We start from the raw sequence: 14,852 nt of genomic DNA on the forward strand, positions 1-14,852 counted from the left end.
GAACGAGACAACTGCCGTACGCGTACTCCTGTACGACAGATCCGAGAGACGGGGCATCCATGGCACTGTTCGGCAACGCGCACACGATCAACCCGGCCACCGCCCAGCAGGACTACGAACGTCTCCTGGGCCAGGGCGAGCAGGTGCACGCCGCGTTCCTGCTGATCCGCGACACGATCCTGTTCACGGACCGCCGGCTGATCCTCGTCGACAAGCAGGGCATCACCGGCAAGAAGACCGAGTACCACTCCGTGCCGTATCGCAGCATCACGCACTTCTCGGTGGAGACGGCCGGGACGTTCGACCTGGACGCCGAGCTGAAGATCTGGATCTCGGGCAGCTCCACACCGCTCCAGAAGACGTTCACGAAGGGCGTCGACATCTACGAGGTGCAGGCGATACTGACGCAGTTCGTGGCGCGGTAGCCCGGCGGCGGTTCAGAAGTACGGGCGCAGCCGCGAGGTCGCCGCGTGCCCCGGGGCGGAGTCCCGCAGCCGGGCCACCCGCTCGCGCATCTGGGGCAGCAGCCCGTAGAGCACATCCCCCGGGCAGCGGGTCTCGAAGCTGTCGCGGTGGCCGGAGATGACGTTCAGCCGGGCCACCTGGCCCTCGTCGAAGCGGCTCTCGGCGTTCGTCGAGACCAGTTCGACCGTGGCGAGCGGGTCGACGCCGGGCCGCAGCTTCCAGGCGGCGAGCTCCACCAGCGCGTCCATCATCGGCTTCGGCACCTCGGTGCCCTCGCCGAACGTGCCGATCGCGGCGATGCCGACCGTGTCGGCGTTGAACCCCTTGGTGTGGGCGCCGAGCACCGACCGCCCCATGCCACCCGCCCGGCCCTCGTAGATGGTGCCGCAGCGGTCGACGAGGAAGTTGTAGCCGATGTCGTCCCAGCCGTCCTTCTCCACATGGTCGGCCTGGACGGCCCGGATCAGCTCGGGGGCGTCCGCGCAGTCGTAGTCGTTGGGGTTGCCGGTGTGGTGGATGAAGACCGCCTTCGCCGGGCCGGTGTAGTGCGGGCGCTCCCGGACGAGGCCCTCGTCGGCGTGCCACTCCTGGCGGCCGACGACGGCGGGCTGCGGGAGCCCGCGCGGCGGCCTCGGTCCGGCGGCCAGCTCGCGGTGCTGCTCGTGGAGCGCCGGGCCGTCCCGGAACACCAGGAGGACCAGGGGCAGCAGCAGGGCGCCCAGGACGACGGTTCGGCGGGACCACATGGACTCCACCCTGCGCCCTGACCTAGGCCTTCGCAGAGGGGCGGGCCGATCGGGTGACCCCGCCCGGTAGGGCCTTTCCGCCCGGAATGCGCACCGGGACGGGTGTTCCTACGATGAGATCCGGATGATCCGCCGCGCCCTGCGGCGAGCCTGGCCGGATCGAGGAACGCATGGCCCACGACGCTCCGCAGGTCGGGCGCGACGGCTCGGCGGCCGGTCTGAAGCCGAACGCCATCGGGTTCGTCGACGCGCTCGTCATCGGCCTCAACGCGACCTCCCCGGCCTACTCCCTGGCCGCCGTGATCGGCCCGATCGTGGCCCTGGTGGGGATCTACGCCCCGGGCGTCATGTTCGCCTCCTTCGTCCCGATGCTGCTGATCGCCTCGGCGTTCTACTACCTGAACAAGGTCGACCAGGACTGCGGTACGACGTTCTCCTGGGTGACCCGGGCGATGGGCCCGTGGGCCGGGTGGCTCGGCGGCTGGGCGATCACCATGACCGGCGTGCTGGTCGTCGGCTCGCTGGCCGATGTGGCGGTGAGCTTCACCCTGCTGGCGGTGGGGCTCGACGGCTGGGTGGCCAATGACTTCGTGCGGCAGCTGCTCACCGTGCTGCTGATCATCGTGATGACCGGGCTCTGTGTGATCGGCACCGAGCTGTCGGCCAAGGTGCAGAACGCGCTGATCCTGCTCCAGGTCGCGTTCCTGCTGGTCTTCGTCGTGGTGGCGCTCTACCGGGTGTACGCGGGCACCACCGGCTTCGACTCCGTAGAACCGTCCGGGAGCTGGCTCAACCCGTTCGGCGCGGGCGGGGCCGCGCTGACCGGCGGGCTGCTGCTCGGGGTGTTCATCTACTGGGGCTGGGAGTCCGCGGTGAACCTCACCGAGGAGACCGAGGACTCGGCGACCGCGCCGGGCAGGGCGGGCCTGTGGTCCACGGTGGTGCTCCTGGTGACCTACCTGTCGGTGGCCGTCGCGGTCGTCGCCTTCGCGGGGACGGCGTTCCTGGCGGAGAACGCGGGCGAGGAGGAGTTCATCTTCGCGCAGCTCGCCGGGGACGTGCTGGGCGGCTGGGACTGGATCCTGCTGCTCGCGGTCGCCACCTCCGCGATCGCCTCCACCCAGACGACGATCATCCCGGCGTCCCGGACCGCGCTGTCGATGGCCCGCCGTCAGGCGCTGCCGCAGCACTTCGGCCACATCAGCCCCCGGTTCCGTACCCCGGACGTCAGTACGTGGTGGGTCGCCGGGATCGCCGTCGCCTGGTACCTGGTGGTCAACCAGATCTCCACCAACGCCCTCTTCGACTCGCTCACCGCCCTCTCCCTGCTGATCGCCTTCTACTACGCGCTCACCGGGGTGGCCTGCGCGGTCTACTACCGGCGCCATCTCACCGAGAGCGTCCGCAACTTCGTCCTCATCGGCCTGGGCCCGGTGGTCGGCGCCGGGCTGCTGACCTGGCTGCTGGTCCGGTCGGTCATCGACATGTCCAACCCGGCCAACTCCTACAGCGGCACCTCCTGGTTCGGGCTGGGCCCGCCACTCGTCATCGGCATCGTGATCTCCCTCGTCGGGGTGGTCCTGATGGTGGTGTGGCGGCTGTGCGACGCGGTGTTCTGGCAGGAGCGGCCCGGGGTCGCCGATCCGGAGCTGGTGCACGCCACCACCGCGAAGTCCGCCGAGAGGTCCGCCGACGGGAAGGGGCACTGAGATGTCGGTCGTCCTCGGTTACGACGAGTCCCCCGGCGCCGCCCGCGCCCTGCGCATCGCCATCGAGGTGGCGGCGGCGTACGGCGAGGAGCTGGTCCTCGTCTACGGTGCCGCGGCGCCGGGCCTGCGCGACGGGGCCGAGTACCGCAGCCACTACGACGCGATCCGGCAGGCCGGCCGCACCGGTCTGGAGCACGCGCTGACGGCCGCCGAGGAGGCCGGCGTACCGGCGGGTGTGGAGGTGCTGGACGAGAGCCCCGCGCAGGCCCTCCTGGACGCCGCCGAACGGCACGCCGCCCGGGTCATCGTGGTCGGCACCTGGGGCGAGAGCCCGATGCGCGGCGCCCTCCTCGGCTCCACCCCGCACAAGCTGCTGCACATGTCCAAGGTCCCCGTGCTGTGCGTCCCGACGGAGGAGGACGCGCTCCGGAGGTGAACGCGCTCCGGCGGATAGCGGAAAGCCCCGGGCCGAAGGAACCGGCCCGGGGCTTCCCTGAGCATCCTCAGGACATCCGTCAGTCCAGCACGTCCCAGTCGACGACGCCGTCGGTCGTTGCCTTGACAGAGGCCAGCAGGCCGAGCCTGTTGGCCTTCACCTGCGGATCCTTGTCCATCACGAGGACCTCGTCGAAGAACCTGTTGACCGAGCCGACGAGAACACTCGAGTGAGCCGCGACCTGGGCGAGCCCTCGCTCGTCGCCGAGCAGCTCCTGGAACTTGGAGAGAGAGGCCGCGAGCTCCTCCTCCGCCGCTTCGGTGAAGAGTGCGACATCGAAACCGACGGGGGCATCGGCGGGGACGATGCGCCGTACCCGCTGCACCGCGGCCAGAAGCGCGACGAAGTGAGGCTGTTCCTGGACCTCCAGCAGTTCCCCGAGCGTCTGCTCGGCGAACTGCGGCGTACGCGTACCGACCAGGGGAAGCACCGCGCGAACGGCGGACACCGGGTGACCTGCTTCGAGCAGCTGCTGCTCGAAGCGGCGCACGACGAACTGCGAGGCCTTGCCGAGCGCCTCCGCTCCGACCGGCACCCGCTGGTGGGAGGCCGCGAGCGCGAGGCCCTCCTCCAGGCTGATCCCGGACACTCCCGGACAGGTCCGGAGAATGTTGAGCAGCCCGACCGCCGAGCGGCGCAGACCGAACGGATCGGAACTCCCCGTCGGCTCGGCCCCGATCGCGAACAACCCGGCGAGCAGGTCGAAGCGGTCGGCCAGGGCCAGCAGCGCCCCGGCTGTGGACGTCGGCAGCGCGTCACCCGCGGCCCTCGGCAGCTCCGTCTCGAAGATCGCGCTGGCCACCTCGGGGGTCTCGCCTCCCCGCGCCGCGTACTCCTTGGCCATGATTCCGGCCAGACTCGACAGCTCCGTCACCATCTGGGAGCCGAGGTCGAACTTCACGAGGGACGCCGCCCGGTCCAGGGTGCGCCTCTCCGGTCCCTGGAGGTCCACGGCATCGGCCAGGCCGGCGGCGATGACCGCGATGCGGTCCGCCCGGTCGGCCATCGATCCGAGACGCTCCTCGAAGGTGAGGAGGGAGAGCTTGGCCCTCATGGTCTCCAGCGGCGTCTCGAGATCGGCGCGCCAGAAGAAGGCCGCGTCCTCGTAGCGGGCGCGCAGTACCGCCTCGTTGCCCCGGCGGACCACGTCGTGGTCGCAGTTTCCGTTGGCGATGGTCACGAAGTACGGCAGGAGGGCGCCGGAGGCGTCCTGCACCGGCAGGTAGCGCTGGTGCTTGCGCATGACGGTGACGAGGACGTCACCCGGCAGATCGAGGTAGGACGGGTCGTAGCCGCCCAGGATCGGGGTGGGCCATTCGACCAGGTTGGTGATCTCGTCCACGAGCGCGTCGTGCCTGACCAGGTCGATCGTGCCACCCACCGACCCGGCCAGTTCGCGGGCCTGCTGGACGACGAGATCACGGCGCTCGGCGGCGTCCGCGATGATGCCGTGACCGTGCAGGAATTCCCGGTAGCCGACGGCGGTGGGAACGTCCACCTTCGGTGCGGCCGCGTCCCGGTGCACCTGCGTCGTCCGCCCCGCGACCAGGGTCGACACGGCGAAGGGGACGACGTCCTCACCCAGCAGCGCCAGAATCCACCGGATCGGGCGGCTGTAGGACAGCTGGGGGGCGTTCCAGTGCATGTTCTTCTCGGCCCGCAGCTCGGTGACGATCGCGGGCAGGACGGTGGAGAGCAGCTCCGCCGCCGAGCGGCCCTTCACCTGTCGCACCACGGCCACGTACTCGTGCCCGCCGGCCTCCACCCGGGTCAGCTCCTCGACGCCCACGCCGTGCCCCCGGGCGAACCCCTCGGCCGCCTTGGTGGGCCTGCCGTCCGCGTCGAAAGCCGCCGCGGCCTTGGGGCCGCGCGAGGTCTGCTCGGAATCCTCCTCCTGCGGGGCGACCGAGGCGACGGTCGCCACCACCCGCCGGGGGGAGGCGATGACGTCGATGTCACCGTGCCGCAGCCGGGTCGCGGCGAGCTTGGTGGTGAGTGCCGTGCGGACGGCCTCCTCCGTACGTGTCACCTCGGCCGGGGGCAGCTCCTCGAAGCCGATCTCGAACACGAGATCCGCCGCCACGCCGGTCGGAGCCGGCAGAGCCCCCGCCTCGGCCCCGGCCTCCGCCACCACGGTGCCCAGGGGGTGGCCGAGCTCCTCGCGCCGGGCGGCCCACAGGCCGGCGACATCGTGGGCGAGCCGCCGCATACGGGCGAAGGACCGGGCCCGCTCGGTGGTGGAGACGGCGCCCCGGGCATCCAGCACGTTGAACGTGTGGGAACACTTCAGAACGTAGGAGTAGGCGGGCACCGGCAGACCCGCCTCGATCATGCGCTGGGCCTCGGCCGCATAGGCGTCGAAGAGGGTCCGCTGGACGTCGATATCCGCCTCGTCGAGGTAGTACCGACTCATCTCGTACTCGTTCTGGCCGAACGCCTCGCCGTAGGTGATCCCGGGGGCGTAGGCGAGATCCTTGAAATGACTGACCTCTTGCAGGGCCATCAGGATGCGTTCCATGCCATAGGTGATCTCGACGGACACCGGGTCCAGGGCGAGGCCACCGGCCTGCTGGAAGTAGGTGAACTGGGTGATCTCCAGCCCGTCCAGCCATACTTCCCAGCCCAGGCCCCAGGCACCGAGAGCGGGCGAGGCCCAGTTGTCCTCCACGAAGCGGATGTCGTGGGCGGAGACGTCGACTCCGAGAGCGCTGAGGCTGCCCAGGAAGAGTTCCTGGGCGTTACCGGGCTCCGGCTTGAGGATGACCTGGTACTGCGTGTGCGTCTGGAGGCGGTTGGGGTTCTTGCCGTAACGCGAGTCGTCGGGGCGGACGCTGGGCTCGACGTAGGCGACGCGCCAAGGCTCGGGCCCCTGCACCCGGAGGAAGGTCGAGGGATTGAGCGTCCCCGCCCCCACCTCGGTGTTCATGGGCTGAGCGACCAGACAACCCTGCTGTGTCCAATACTCATTGAGGGCCAGCAGGGCTGCTTGCATAGTCAACACGAGGAACGGTCCTCCAGGACACGGCCGGATGCGTCACGCCCGCATGTCGAGCGGCACACGCAGGTCGTAGGTGACGCCAGAGTCTACCGCTCCGACCACGCTCAACTCGCCCTGCGCGATACCCCATGAGGCGGGCATGCACCGGGACAGCACCCCGTGTCGCCCTGCTGCCGGTCACCGTGAGGCCGGCGCCATTTTCTCCCATGTCCAGTTCCTCGGCCGGCGCGCAGGACAGCCCCCCGTGCCCCCGTACGCTCCGTTTCGGTATCGAACGCAAGGAGGTCGCGTTCCGATACCCGGGCGCCGAGCGTGACGTCCTGAACGGGGTGACCGTCAGCATTTCCGGCGAACTCGACGGTGGCCACCGTGGGTGACAACGGCGCGGGCAGGTCCACCCTCGTCAAGCTCCTGTGCGGGCTCTGCCGACCGAGGTGCGGATCGATCCTGGTGGACGGCGTGGACCTCGGCCGGATCAGCCCGGACCTCTGGCGGAGTCGGATATCGGCAGGCTTCCAGGACTTCATGCGCTTGGAGTGGAGGCGTTGCCGTGGCTCACCACGCCTCCCCGCTCTCCGCCGCCCGGCTCGGCGCGTCCCGGCCCGCACCGCCCCCCTCCCGCCCCAGCAGCCGGAACGCCAGCAGCGGGAACGCCAGCACCGACACCATCGCGGCGGCCACCAGCGCGGCGGCCTCCCCCGCCCCGATCACCTTCTCGTCCAGGCCGATCGCGGTGATCGCCACCACCAGCGGCAGACACGTGGAGGAGAACAGCGCCAGCGCGGAGCGGGGCGCGCGGCCGGTCAGGTCGCGGGGGGCCAGGAGATACACCGGTACGCCCCTCACCAGCAGGAAAAGCAGCAGGAACACCGGCAGGAGCAACAGCGGGCGGCCGCCGTCCAGGAGCGCCCGGAGATCGAAGTCGATCCCCGTGACGACGTAGAAGAACGGGACCAGGAAGCCGAAGCCGATGGCCTCGATCCGCCCCAGGATCTCCCCGCTCCGCTCGGGCACCGCCCCCTGGAGGACCAGCCGGGTCAGCATCCCGGCGGCGAACGCGCCCAGCAGCGTGTCCAGGCCGAAGACATGGGCCAGGCCCAGCATCCCCGCGAGCAGCAGCATCACGAACCGCACGGCGAACTGCCCGCTGCTGTGCAGGGTCATCGCGATGATCCGCGCGAACCACGGGGGCCTGGGCCGCATCGCCCAGAACACCGCGCCCACCGTGATGACGGCGAACACCGCCAGGACCGCGCCGGCCGCCCCCGGACTCCGGCCGCTGAACAGCAGGGCCATCGCCACGATCGGCCCGAACTCACCGACCGCGCCGAACGCCATCACCACCGACCCGAACCTCCCCTCCAGCCGCCCCGAGTCCCGCAGGATCGGCAGCACCGCCCCCAGCGCCGTACTGGTGAGCGCGGTGCCGATCACCAGGCTCTTCGCCAGGTCCGCGCCGCTGAGCAGCAGGGCGACCCCGAGCCCGGCGGCGAGCGAGAGGACCCAGGCCCCGCCGGCCCGGCGCAGGGTGGAGCCGCGGACATCGGCGAACCGGATCTCGTACCCCGCCAGGAAGATCAGCATCGAGAGGCCGAGGTCGGACAGGGCGTCGATGACCTGGTCGTGGTGGGCCCAGCCGAGCACATCGGGCCCGACCAGGACGCCGAGCACGATCTCGAAGATGACGACGGGGACGGAGAGCCACCGCCCGGTGGCGTATCCGAGCAGAGGGGCGAGGACCGCCAGGGCCATGATCAGGACGAGGGTCCCGGGGTGCTCCATCGCTCGTGTATAGCAAGGAGCGCCCCGGAATAACCCGTTATGACACCCGGCCGGTGACACCCGGTCAGTCCGGTCGGCGCGTGTCCCGGGGGCGGGCCGCATCACGGCCCGCCTGCGGGAGTGATGAGGGACACAGCGGGCGGAAGGAACGCCTCCGCCGCCTAGGGTGTCAGGATGCCTTCCCCCCTCACCTCCGAGCAGCCGCGCCCCACCGCGGCTGCCGCCACCGCACCGGAGACCGGCAAGCCGCCCGCCGGCGGCCGGGACCACTTCTTCGACAACGCGAAGTACCTGGCGATCGTGCTGGTCGCGATCGGACACGCGTGGGAGCCGCTGCCCAGCGGGCGGCTGGTGGAGGCCGCGTACACGCTGATCTACACCTTCCACATGCCGGTGTTCATCCTGATCGCGGGCTACTTCTCGCGCGGCTTCGAGCTGCGGCCGGACCGGGTGTGGAAGCTGATCACCAGCCTGCTGGTGCCGTATCTGATCTTCGAGGTCCTCTACACGGCCTTCCAGCGGCTCACCCGCGACCCGGACTACTCGCTGTCCCTGCTCTCGCCGTACTGGCTGCTGTGGTTCCTGCCCGCCCTGTTCTTCTGGCGGCTCTCCACCCCGGTCTGGCAGGCGGTGCGCGCCCCGGTGCTGGTCGCCCTCGCCATCGCCGCCGTGGCGACCGTGTCACCGGCCGCCGACGGCTCGCTCCCCATCCAGCGCACCCTGCAGTTCCTGCCGTTCTACGTGCTGGGGCTGCGGCTGGGCCCGCAGCACTTCGCGCTGGTGCGGCGGACCTGGGTGCGTGTCGTCTCCGTGCCGGTCTTCGCGCTCGGGCTGCTGGTGGCGTACTGGCTGGTGCCCCGGACCTCGACGTCGTGGTTCTTCCGGAAGAACAGCACCGTGGAGATGGACAGCGCCGAGTGGACCGGCCCGATGGCGACGCTCCTGCTCTTCGCGGCGGCCATCGTGCTCGGGGCGTGCTTCCTGGCCTGGGTGCCCCAGGGCCACAGCTGGATGACGGCGCTCGGCAAGTGCACGCTGTACGGGTATCTGCTGCACGGCTTCGTCATCCGGGGCCTGTTCTACGGCGGCTTCTACGACCGGCCGTTCTTCGACACCACGCTGGGCACGGTCACGGTCACCGCCGGCGCGGCGGTCATGGTGACCCTGCTCTGCACTCCGTACGTACGGAGCCTGCTGCGGCCGCTCCTGGAGCCCCGCATGGAGTGGGCCAGGCAGCGGCCGGCGGCGAAGCAGCCCTGAACGCACGGAAGGCCCCCGGGGCGGACCCCACCGTGAGGTGGCGGGTCCGCGCCGGGGGCCTTCGACGTGGCAGGAGCCGCTAGAGGGCGCCGAACCCCTGCACGGGACCCGGTGCCGGGGCCGCGACCGCCGGGGTGCCCAGAAGCGCGGACGCCTCCTCCAGCGGGGTGCGGGCGGTGGCCGGGGCGGGCGCCGCCTCCGCCGTACGGCACGTGAAGCCGAGCTTGGAGAGCGCCCGGACGACCTCGGCGGAGGAGAAGTCACGCCGGTCCTGCCGGGTGATCACCTCACCGACCTGCTTGACCGGGTAGACACGGCGGCTGATGACCACCGCGTCGCCGGTGACGGGTTCGGGCTTGATGCCCTTCATCGACTCCTCGACCTCGTTCTTGAACAGATCGAAGGGGAAGCGGGCGATGACACAGCGCATGGGTCCTCAACAGGGTCGAGTGGCTCGGGAGGCCGCACGGCGGAGCCGTACGGGGAGGACGGCGGCACACCTGCACCGCCGCCCCGCGCGGGCTACGCGGCGCGGTTGGCCCGGCGCTGCGAGGCGGCCGCACGCGCCTCCGGCGTCGGCACGGCCGGACCACGGCCGCGACGGGCCGGTGCCCCGCCGCCGCGCTTGGTGCCGCGCCCCATGAACGCGCCGCCGCCGCGGGCGGAGCGCTCCTTGGGCGGGGAGGTGATGACCACCGGGACGCCCGAGGGCGCCTGCGCGCCGGTGATCCGGCTCAGCTCGGCCTCGCCGGAGCGGACCTGGGCGATCTGCGGGGTGATCCCGGCGTCCGCCATCAGCCGGGTCATCTCGCGGCGCTGGTTGGGCAGCACCAGGGTGACGACGCTGCCGGACTCCCCGGCCCGGGCGGTACGGCCGCCGCGGTGCAGGTAGTCCTTGTGGTCGCTGGGCGGGTCGACGTTGACGACGAGGTCCAGGTTGTCGACGTGGATGCCGCGGGCCGCGACGTTCGTGGCGACGAGGACCGTGACGTGCCCGGTCTTGAACCGCTCCAGGGTGCGGGTGCGCTGCGGCTGGGACTTGCCGCCGTGCAGCGCCGCCGCCCGGACGCCGCTGTGCAGCAGGTGGTCGGTGAGCTTGTCGACCGCGTGCTTGGTGTCCAGGAACATGATCACGCGCCCGTCGCGGGCGGCGATCTCCGTGGTGGTGGCGTACTTGTCGGCGCCCTGGACGTAGAGCACGTGGTGCTCCATCGTCGTGACGGCACCGGCGGCCGGGTCGACGGAGTGGACGACCGGGTCGTTCAGGTAGCGCTTGACGAGCAGGTCGACATTGCGGTCGAGGGTCGCCGAGAAGAGCATCCGCTGCCCCTCCGGGTTCACCTGGTCCAGCAGCTCGGTGACCTGCGGCATGAAGCCCATGTCGGCCATCTGGTCGGCCTCGTCGAGGACGGTGATGGTGACCCGGTCCAGCCGGCAGTCGCCGCGCTCGATGAGGTCCTTGAGGCGGCCCGGCGTGGCGACGACGACTTCGGCACCGCCGCGCAGCGCACTGGCCTGGCGGCCGATGGACATGCCGCCCACGACGGTGGCGATACGGAGCTTGAGCGACCGGGCGTACGGGGTGAGCGCGTCGGTGACCTGCTGGGCCAGCTCCCGGGTGGGGACGAGGACCAGGGCGAGCGGACGCTTGGCGTCGGCGCGGCGGCCCTCGGTACGGGCCAGCAGCGCCAGGCCGAAGGCGAGGGTCTTGCCCGAGCCGGTGCGGCCACGGCCCAGCACGTCACGGCCGGCCAGCGAGTTCGGCAGGGTGGCCGCCTGGATCGGGAACGGGACGGTCATGCCCTCGGCGACGAGCGCCGCCTTCAGCGTGGCGGGCATCTCCAGCTCGCCGAAGGTCTCGGCGGCGGGCAGCGCCGGGGTGATGGTCACCGGCAGGGCGAACTCGCCCTTCAGTGCCGAGCTGCGCCGGCCGGCGCCGCCGGAGCGCTTGGGTCCGCCGCCGAACCCGGCGGCGCGGCGCTCGCCGCCACCGGAGTAGCGGGGGGCGCCGCCGCTGCGGGCGCCGGAGGGGCCGCCGGAGCGGGTGCGGGCGAATCGGTCGTTCGAGCGGGGGGTACGTTCGCGGTTCATGCAGAACCTTTCCTCGATGGGGCACGTATCGAGGGATTCTTTTTCGGGAAGCGGCCGTGAACGGCACCCAGAATCGCAAGAACGAGCCGATGAAATGACAAAGGGGAGCGAAGCCCGGCCGCCGGGAATCAGTGCACCGGACGCGGCTTCGTCGGGGGGCGCGCTCGGCGGGCCCCGGAAACAGCAACGAGCTGGGGCCCGCACCCCAAGGTGCGGGCCCCAGCTGCGCAGAACTACCTGAGTGATCAGGCGGGGGTGATGTTCTCGGCCTGCGGGCCCTTCTGGCCCTGCGTGACGTCGAAGTTCACCTTCTGGCCCTCCTGCAGCTCACGGAAGCCGGAGGCGGCGATGTTGGAGTAGTGGGCGAAGACGTCGGCGCCGCCGCCGTCCTGCTCGATGAAGCCGAAGCCCTTTTCCGCGTTGAACCACTTCACGGTGCCAGTAGCCATGTCATATCTCCTTAGGGGAGGGGCAGTGCCCGCGGGCCCACACTGTGCGGACCCCACGTCGCCGCGATGATTACCCCGTCCGGAAGAACACCGGAAATACAAAAGTGCATCCACCGACATCGAGTCGGCTGATGCACTTGAAGTTTTTGGGAACCACAACTGCAACTGAGATCAACAGTAGCACGGGAGCGCCGGGAGAGACTGAACGGAATATCACCCGGCATGGCGGAACAAAATCGCGGAAGAAAAAGCCTCATCGCACATTGCGTGAAATTCTGTGCTGGCGAATGCAGATATGTTCCGGGGGTCGGCCGGGGGTGGCGCCGGGCGCCTTCAGCGGTCCGCGCCGCCGCGCAGCTCCTCGTTGAGGCGCAGCGCCTCTTCGAGCTGGTCCTCCAGGATGACGATGCGGCAGGCGGCCTCGACGGGCGTGCCGGCGTCGACCAGCTCGCGGGCGCGGGCGGCGATGCGCAACTGGTAGCGGGAGTAGCGGCGGTGGCCGCCCTCGGACCGCAGCGGCGTGATCAGCCGCGCCTCACCGATCGCCCGCAGGAAACCCGGCGTCGCCCCGATCATCTCGGCGGCGCGCCCCATCGTGTAGGCGGGGTAGTCGTCGTCGTCGAGTCGATCGATGGCGTGCGAGGGGGTATCCGGGGGCATCTGCACCTCTTCTGTCACGCATGACCGAGGGCCCGGGGCGCCGTACGCCTGCGGGGTGCCCCTCTGCTGCGTACCGCTGTTTCACCTGACTGCACAAGAAACCCTAATCGCCCGGGAAGGTCATGTCTATCGCGGCCGGAACAGGTTTCGGCCACCGGCGGCGGGCCGATGGCCGACGCGCCGATGGGACTGACCGACTGGTCAGTTGTCGTCGGACGGACCGCGGGGCCATAATGCACGCGTAGCCCTTCACGCATCCCCCGTCGTGAAGGGCTACACCCCTGTCCGGAGCCGCTGCGGTCCGAGCCCTCCCCACCGGGGGTACCGCGCGGGAGAGCCCGCGGGAGAGGACCCCATGAGCACCATCCCCACCGCCGGGGACGCCACCCGCGCCTCCTCCCTCGCGCGCACCGTCACCGATGTGCTCCAGCCCCGCAACGCCCTGCCGGCCGGGATGCTCGGCATCGGGCTCGCCGCCGCCGGTGACTGGACCGGGCTGCTCTGGGGGTTCCTCGGGGCGCTCTGCGCCGGGCTGGTCCCGGCGGGGTACATCGAGTGGGAGCGCGGGCGCGGCACCTGGGGCGACCGCCATGTCGTGGACCGTACGAAGCGGGCCCCGATCTTCTTCGTCATCCTCGGCTCCATCGGGACCGGCTCGGTGGTGATGGTCCTCGGGAACGCGCCGGACGGCATCCTCGTCGCGATGCTCGCGCTCTGGGTGATGACCATCGGGCTGCTGGCCGTCAACACGGTGTGGAAGATCTCGGTCGACGCGGCGGTGGCCTCGGCGGTGGTGGCGCTGCTCTCCGTCGTGCACTCCCCGTGGTGGCTGGCCGCGTACGTACTGACGGTGGCCATGTGCTGGTCGCGGGTGGCCCTCGGCTACCACACGGTGGCGCAGACCGTGGCGGGTGCGGCGCTGGGGGCTGCGACGACGGTGGCGTACGCGTTCGGCTGAGCGTTCCCCTCCCGTACGCGCGGTCGTCTCCCCGGCCCTCCTCGCACGCTCCGGCGCGCGGTAGTCCTTACGGTCCCGTGACACGGGTGCGCGGCGCACCGCCCGGCGGCTGCCCCGCCCCTAGCGTGGCCGCCATGCGCGTACTGGTCACCGGCGGAGCCGGGTTCATCGGGTCACATGTCGTCGCCGCACTCGCCGCGGCCGGGCACGAGAGCGTGGTGCTGGACGCCCTGCTCCCCTCGGCCCACCCCGGCGACACGGCCCCCGAGATCCCCGGGGCCCGGCTGGTCGTCGGGGACGTCCGGGACCGGGAGGCGGTGGCGGGGGCGCTCGCCGGGGTCGACGCGGTCTGCCACCAGGCGGCGATGGTGGGCCTGGGCAAGGACTTCGCGGACGCGCCGCTGTACGTGGGGTGCAACGACCTGGGTACGGCGGTGCTGCTGGCCGAGATGGCGGCGGCCGGGGTGCGGGACCTGGTGCTGGCCGGGTCGATGGTGGTCTACGGCGAGGGCCGCTACGACTGCCCGAGCCACGGCACGGTCCGCCCCGGCCCGCGCCCGGAGGCCGGACTGCGGGCGGGGAGCTTCGAGCCCCACTGCCCGGAGTGCGGTACGGAGTTGCTGCCGGGACTGGTCTCCGAGGACGCGTCCGCCGACCCACGCAACGTGTACGCCGCCACCAAGCTCACCCAGGAGCACCTGGCCGCCGCCTGGGCCCGGGCGACGGGAGGCAGGGCGGTCTCGCTGCGCTACCACAACGTGTACGGGCCGGGGATGCCGCGCGACACCCCGTACGCCGGGGTCGCCTCGTTCTTCCGCTCGGCCCTGGCGCGCGGCGAGGCGCCCCGGGTCTACGAGGACGGGCGGCAGCGCCGGGACTTCGTCCACGTCCGCGATGTCGCGGCGGCGAACGTGGTGGCCCTGGAGGCGGTCCGGGAGCGCCGCCCCGCCTCCTTCGCCGCGTACAACTGCGGCAGCGGGGAGCCGCACACCATCGGTGAGATGGCGACCGCGCTGGCGGCCGCGCACGGCGGGCCGCAGCCGGTGGTGACCGGGGAGTACCGCCTCGGCGACGTACGCCATGTCACGGCGGACTCGCGGCGGCTGCGCGAGGAGCTGGGGTGGCGGCCGGAGGTCGGCTTCGCGGCGGGCATGGCGGAGTTCGCGCGGGCCGGACTGCGCGGAGCCGACCCGGCGGCGCCCCAGCCGGTGGGGGCTGAGGCGCCGTAGGAACAGACG

General features: G+C 71.3%; 13 protein-coding genes and 1 pseudogene. 7 read left to right on the forward strand and 7 right to left on the reverse strand.

The window, feature by feature from the left end:
• The first annotated feature begins 59 nt into the window (after nucleotides 1–59).
• Entirely contained in the window at nucleotides 60–425 is a 366-nt protein-coding gene (locus tag D6270_RS16110) for a PH domain-containing protein (protein ID WP_109164785.1), read from the forward strand.
• Nucleotides 426–437: 12 nt separating this feature from the next.
• On the opposite strand, the gene D6270_RS16115 is transcribed toward D6270_RS16110, so the two are convergent.
• Nucleotides 438–1,211, reverse strand: a complete 774-nt coding sequence (locus D6270_RS16115; RefSeq protein ID WP_109164784.1) for a peptidoglycan recognition protein family protein — start codon at nucleotides 1,209–1,211, stop codon at nucleotides 438–440.
• Between the two features lie 170 nt (nucleotides 1,212–1,381).
• Between D6270_RS16115 and D6270_RS16120 the strand changes: the two genes are divergently transcribed.
• Nucleotides 1,382–2,920 (forward strand): APC family permease, encoded by a 1,539-nt coding sequence (locus D6270_RS16120; protein WP_109164783.1) that lies wholly within the window; start codon nucleotides 1,382–1,384, stop codon nucleotides 2,918–2,920.
• 1 nt (nucleotide 2,921) lies between these two features.
• Nucleotides 2,922–3,356, forward strand: coding sequence for a universal stress protein (locus tag D6270_RS16125; protein ID WP_109164782.1), 435 nt, complete (start codon nucleotides 2,922–2,924; stop codon nucleotides 3,354–3,356).
• 79 nt (nucleotides 3,357–3,435) lie between these two features.
• On the opposite strand, the gene D6270_RS16130 is transcribed toward D6270_RS16125, so the two are convergent.
• Nucleotides 3,436–6,408, reverse strand: coding sequence for a glycine--tRNA ligase (locus tag D6270_RS16130; RefSeq protein WP_109164781.1), 2,973 nt, complete (start codon nucleotides 6,406–6,408; stop codon nucleotides 3,436–3,438).
• Between the two features lie 375 nt (nucleotides 6,409–6,783).
• Between D6270_RS16130 and D6270_RS34015 the strand changes: the two are divergent.
• Nucleotides 6,784–6,885 (forward strand): annotated as a pseudogene (locus D6270_RS34015) (ATP-binding cassette domain-containing protein); the annotation flags it as partial.
• Between the two features lie 84 nt (nucleotides 6,886–6,969).
• Here D6270_RS34015 and D6270_RS16140 read toward each other — a convergent pair.
• On the reverse strand, nucleotides 6,970–8,196 hold the full coding sequence (locus tag D6270_RS16140; protein ID WP_109164780.1) for a cation:proton antiporter: 1,227 nt from the start codon (nucleotides 8,194–8,196) through the stop codon (nucleotides 6,970–6,972).
• A 174-nt stretch (nucleotides 8,197–8,370) separates the two neighbouring features.
• Here D6270_RS16140 and D6270_RS16145 point away from each other — a divergent pair, with 174 nt between their 5' ends.
• On the forward strand, nucleotides 8,371–9,456 hold the full coding sequence (locus tag D6270_RS16145) for an acyltransferase family protein (protein WP_109164779.1): 1,086 nt from the start codon (nucleotides 8,371–8,373) through the stop codon (nucleotides 9,454–9,456).
• Nucleotides 9,457–9,535: 79 nt separating this feature from the next.
• Here D6270_RS16145 and D6270_RS16150 read toward each other — a convergent pair whose 3' ends face one another.
• The 4 genes from D6270_RS16150 to D6270_RS16165 all read right to left on the reverse strand — a co-directional run bounded on the left by D6270_RS16150 (nucleotide 9,536) and on the right by D6270_RS16165 (nucleotide 12,656).
• Nucleotides 9,536–9,886: an SCO5918 family protein gene (locus D6270_RS16150; RefSeq protein ID WP_109164778.1), complete on the reverse strand. Its 351-nt coding sequence runs from the start codon at nucleotides 9,884–9,886 to the stop codon at nucleotides 9,536–9,538.
• Between the two features lie 92 nt (nucleotides 9,887–9,978).
• Nucleotides 9,979–11,547: a DEAD/DEAH box helicase gene (locus tag D6270_RS16155; protein WP_109164777.1), complete on the reverse strand. Its 1,569-nt coding sequence runs from the start codon at nucleotides 11,545–11,547 to the stop codon at nucleotides 9,979–9,981.
• Between the two features lie 245 nt (nucleotides 11,548–11,792).
• Nucleotides 11,793–11,996 (reverse strand): cold-shock protein, encoded by a 204-nt coding sequence (locus D6270_RS16160; RefSeq protein ID WP_015609674.1) that lies wholly within the window; start codon nucleotides 11,994–11,996, stop codon nucleotides 11,793–11,795.
• A 333-nt stretch (nucleotides 11,997–12,329) separates the two neighbouring features.
• On the reverse strand, nucleotides 12,330–12,656 hold the full coding sequence (locus tag D6270_RS16165; protein ID WP_109164776.1) for a MerR family transcriptional regulator: 327 nt from the start codon (nucleotides 12,654–12,656) through the stop codon (nucleotides 12,330–12,332).
• 355 nt (nucleotides 12,657–13,011) lie between these two features.
• On the opposite strand from D6270_RS16165, the gene D6270_RS16170 reads away from it, so the two are divergent.
• On the forward strand, nucleotides 13,012–13,614 hold the full coding sequence (locus D6270_RS16170; RefSeq protein ID WP_109164775.1) for a hypothetical protein: 603 nt from the start codon (nucleotides 13,012–13,014) through the stop codon (nucleotides 13,612–13,614).
• Nucleotides 13,615–13,748: 134 nt separating this feature from the next.
• Complete coding sequence (locus D6270_RS16175; protein WP_109164774.1) at nucleotides 13,749–14,843, forward strand: NAD-dependent epimerase/dehydratase family protein; 1,095 nt, start codon at nucleotides 13,749–13,751, stop codon at nucleotides 14,841–14,843.
• Nucleotides 14,844–14,852 lie beyond the last annotated feature (9 nt).

Source organism: Streptomyces griseus subsp. griseus, from assembly GCF_003610995.1.
GTDB lineage: Bacteria > Actinomycetota > Actinomycetes > Streptomycetales > Streptomycetaceae > Streptomyces.